Here is a 2900-nt window from a genome sequence, read left to right as displayed (position 1 = left end):
AATTAGCGGGGGCATGCCCCCGCTAATTTTCTATTTACACACTTTATGAGATAGTCCTATTTTTGACCAGATTCCTTAATTAGTTTCGTAAAACGGCCGTTTTATTGTACAAATAAAAGAGAATATTTCAATTTAGATATTCTAGTAATATTATTAATAAGTTCAGCTTTGTAATATATCACTTTTCGCCCTATGTACTATAGTCATTATTAGTTATAGTTATTCTACGCTGATTTCGAACTTGCGTGATACTTTTTTTTGATTTATTATTACTATTTGGTAAGTTCCTTTTTTGAGTGCAAGATTAATTTTGTCCTTAATGTCTTTTATTTCAACAATATCAACGGGAATAGCTTTATTGATGTCTTCGTTTTTTTTATAAGCAAGAACCATTATGGGTGGGGCAATCTCCATATCTTCTAGTGTAATTGGAACCTCTTTTACATCACTTAAGAAAAGCCAATCTGGTCTTCCGTTAGAATAGTTGGTATTGGGGTGAAGTACTGCTATATCCGTCCAACTATCTTTTCTTTCGTATCTCATGGGATTATTGAGTTGGTCTAGAAGAATGCTAGGTTCTTTTAAATCCAAAGCTCTTAGTATAAAATTGTTGAAATTTTTATTGCTTCTTTCACTATATTCCGTTTGATTAATTGTAAAAGGGTTAATTCCGGTAAATTCATTTAATCGACCGGCCATTGCCTTTCCCCAAGCTGGTAATTTGCCTTCTAGTGCATGGTCAAATCCACAATGAATAATAAATTTTTGATTTGGTTTTTTTTCAATCTCATTTTGAATATTCCTTGCTTGCTCAATCTCCCTTTCTTTACCATCTGCTTCTGTAGTTACCTCATATGGGAAAATATTATAGCCGATTTCTAATGCTGTTCTCACCAAATCGCCAAACTGTGGATCTAATATGTAGTAACCGCTTTTAAGAATAGGATAACCGCGATGATTTAATAACGAATCTTTATTCTTCCCATTACTCAGTGCCTCCAATCCCAAATTTTTATAACCTTGGGTAAATAGTTTTTTGAGCAAGGATTTTGTAAATGCTCTATGTCTGGAGTTATGGTGTGCCTCATTGATTATTATAACCTGACTTTGTTCCGCCTTGCTAAAGATATAGTCCGTCGCGCTTGTAACCCTATAACTATTATTTATAGAATCAATTTGTTCCTGAGTTAATACATTAATTTGGGCTTCATATCCTAAATCCCACAATCTCAAGGCATTCTTATAATCGCCTTTTAATCCATAATCATATGCAAGATGTTGATAATTATTTCCGTGATGAGCATGACCCGAATTGGAGTCGGAAGTCACTTGATTTTCAATTTCAATATTGAATTTGTAAGGCGCCTCAAATTCTATATCCTTGACTATTTTTCTTTGTATTTCACAGGAAATAAGGGACATAACAATTGTTAGTATCAAAATGTTTTTCATAGTTATTGTTGTCAACTTACTAAGCGTACCAATGTGATTATACCTTTACAGATGTAATATATGAATATTCTTATATTATGAGGGTTTTAATGTGGAATAATAGTAGTATTATGCGTCTATTAATTGTAAGGTTTTGAAGGTAGCTTTCCGTATAGAAGACTGGCCATCCTGTATAGGAAAGGCAAGTCCATTGATGAGGAGATCAGGGTCCCTGAGAAAGCGGTGTTAGTCTTTCATAACCTCGCAAGTAGCGGAAGAGAGGACGTTCAACCGAAGCTAAATGACTTTAGGGAACGTCTTGAAAAAGCAAGATCGCTGAAGCCTAGATGAACGATGTCCGGAGTTTTTCGAAAGAACATGCCAGATAGATTTCTCCGGGACAACAAAGAACAGCTTGTAATGTTATTTGCGTAGATGCATGAGACTCTTAGAGACTCGATCTATTGCTTACAGGCATATTGGATAATGTAAATTCTATCCGCAAAACGAGCTTGATATGACTGAGCTGCAGGAAAGTCCAGATAGACTTGGCCTGTTCAAATTGGAACAATATTATTGATTGAGTATAGAAGGCCTGTGGATTTTAAACCTATTCCGACCTGCCAATATATTTCAGCAAAAAAGGCCAGGTGCACCTGGCCTTAAAGGGGGATAGAAAATAATTTCAACCATCCAATAACTAACACTAGTTTTTAAAAACGCTTACAAAATAAGAAAAATCTTCCATATGTTAAATCTATTAACATATTTGCCTCTTGAGCAAATGTCTTTCACTTTTGATCGGGAGACTTGATAAAGTACATTAATCTTTTTGGTAAAACTCTTATTACGGGAGGTAGTACTTTGAAATGGACTTTATCGGTACCCCTTGATTTGTGTCTATTTGATATCAATCATTGAAAGTTCAAGGGAAGGATAACCCATAGCACATATTCGATGACACGAAAATATCAAGGGTTTCGATCTATATCGATTCCAAGTAAATCATGAACCGCCTTTCTTCCTTTTGAAGTGATTAAAAGTTCCCTTGAAGCATCTATCCTCCTGAACCAATCCATTTCGCGGGTTCTTTCCATAAAAACACCTCCAAGATGTCCTGATAAATGTGGTCTACGTTCTGACCAATCAAGGCATTGCCGTGTCAATGGCCGACGATTTTTTGTAAAATCAGCTTTCGAAATATCAAGTTTTGAAAACCAGTCCCACCCTGCTTCGGTAACAGAATACATTTTGTCGGCAGGTATCAAATAGCCTTTTCGAACCATAGCGTCGGTAAGTGCGACCCCAACATAGCCAGCAAGATGGTCATAACAGGTTCGGCAATACCTGATGCCGGTCTTTGGGGTTTTGTCCAATTCAGAGGGCGGTGTATCCGCAAGGCTGGCCAATGATTCAACTACATAGGCCACTTCTGCATTGGCAAAGGAAAAGTATCGGTGCCTTCCCTG

General features: G+C 36.5%; 2 protein-coding genes. Both read right to left on the bottom strand.

Features of this window, described 5'->3' with window-relative positions; genetic code table 11:
- Positions 1-219: 219 nt before the first annotated feature.
- Positions 220-1452 (bottom strand): hypothetical protein, encoded by a 1233-nt coding sequence (locus BIZ36_RS20410; RefSeq protein ID WP_187459705.1) that lies wholly within the window; start codon positions 1450-1452, stop codon positions 220-222.
- A 950-nt stretch (positions 1453-2402) separates the two neighbouring features.
- The coding region (locus tag BIZ36_RS20405) for a transcriptional regulator (protein WP_187459704.1) at positions 2403-2900 on the bottom strand (498 nt) is incomplete at its 5' end.

This window comes from Cytophaga sp. FL35 (assembly GCF_014349235.1).
In the GTDB taxonomy this organism is placed as follows: Bacteria; Bacteroidota; Bacteroidia; order Flavobacteriales; family Flavobacteriaceae; genus Euzebyella.
Note: the sequence above shows the minus strand (reverse complement) of the source record. Positions and strands in the feature narration are given on the sequence as shown.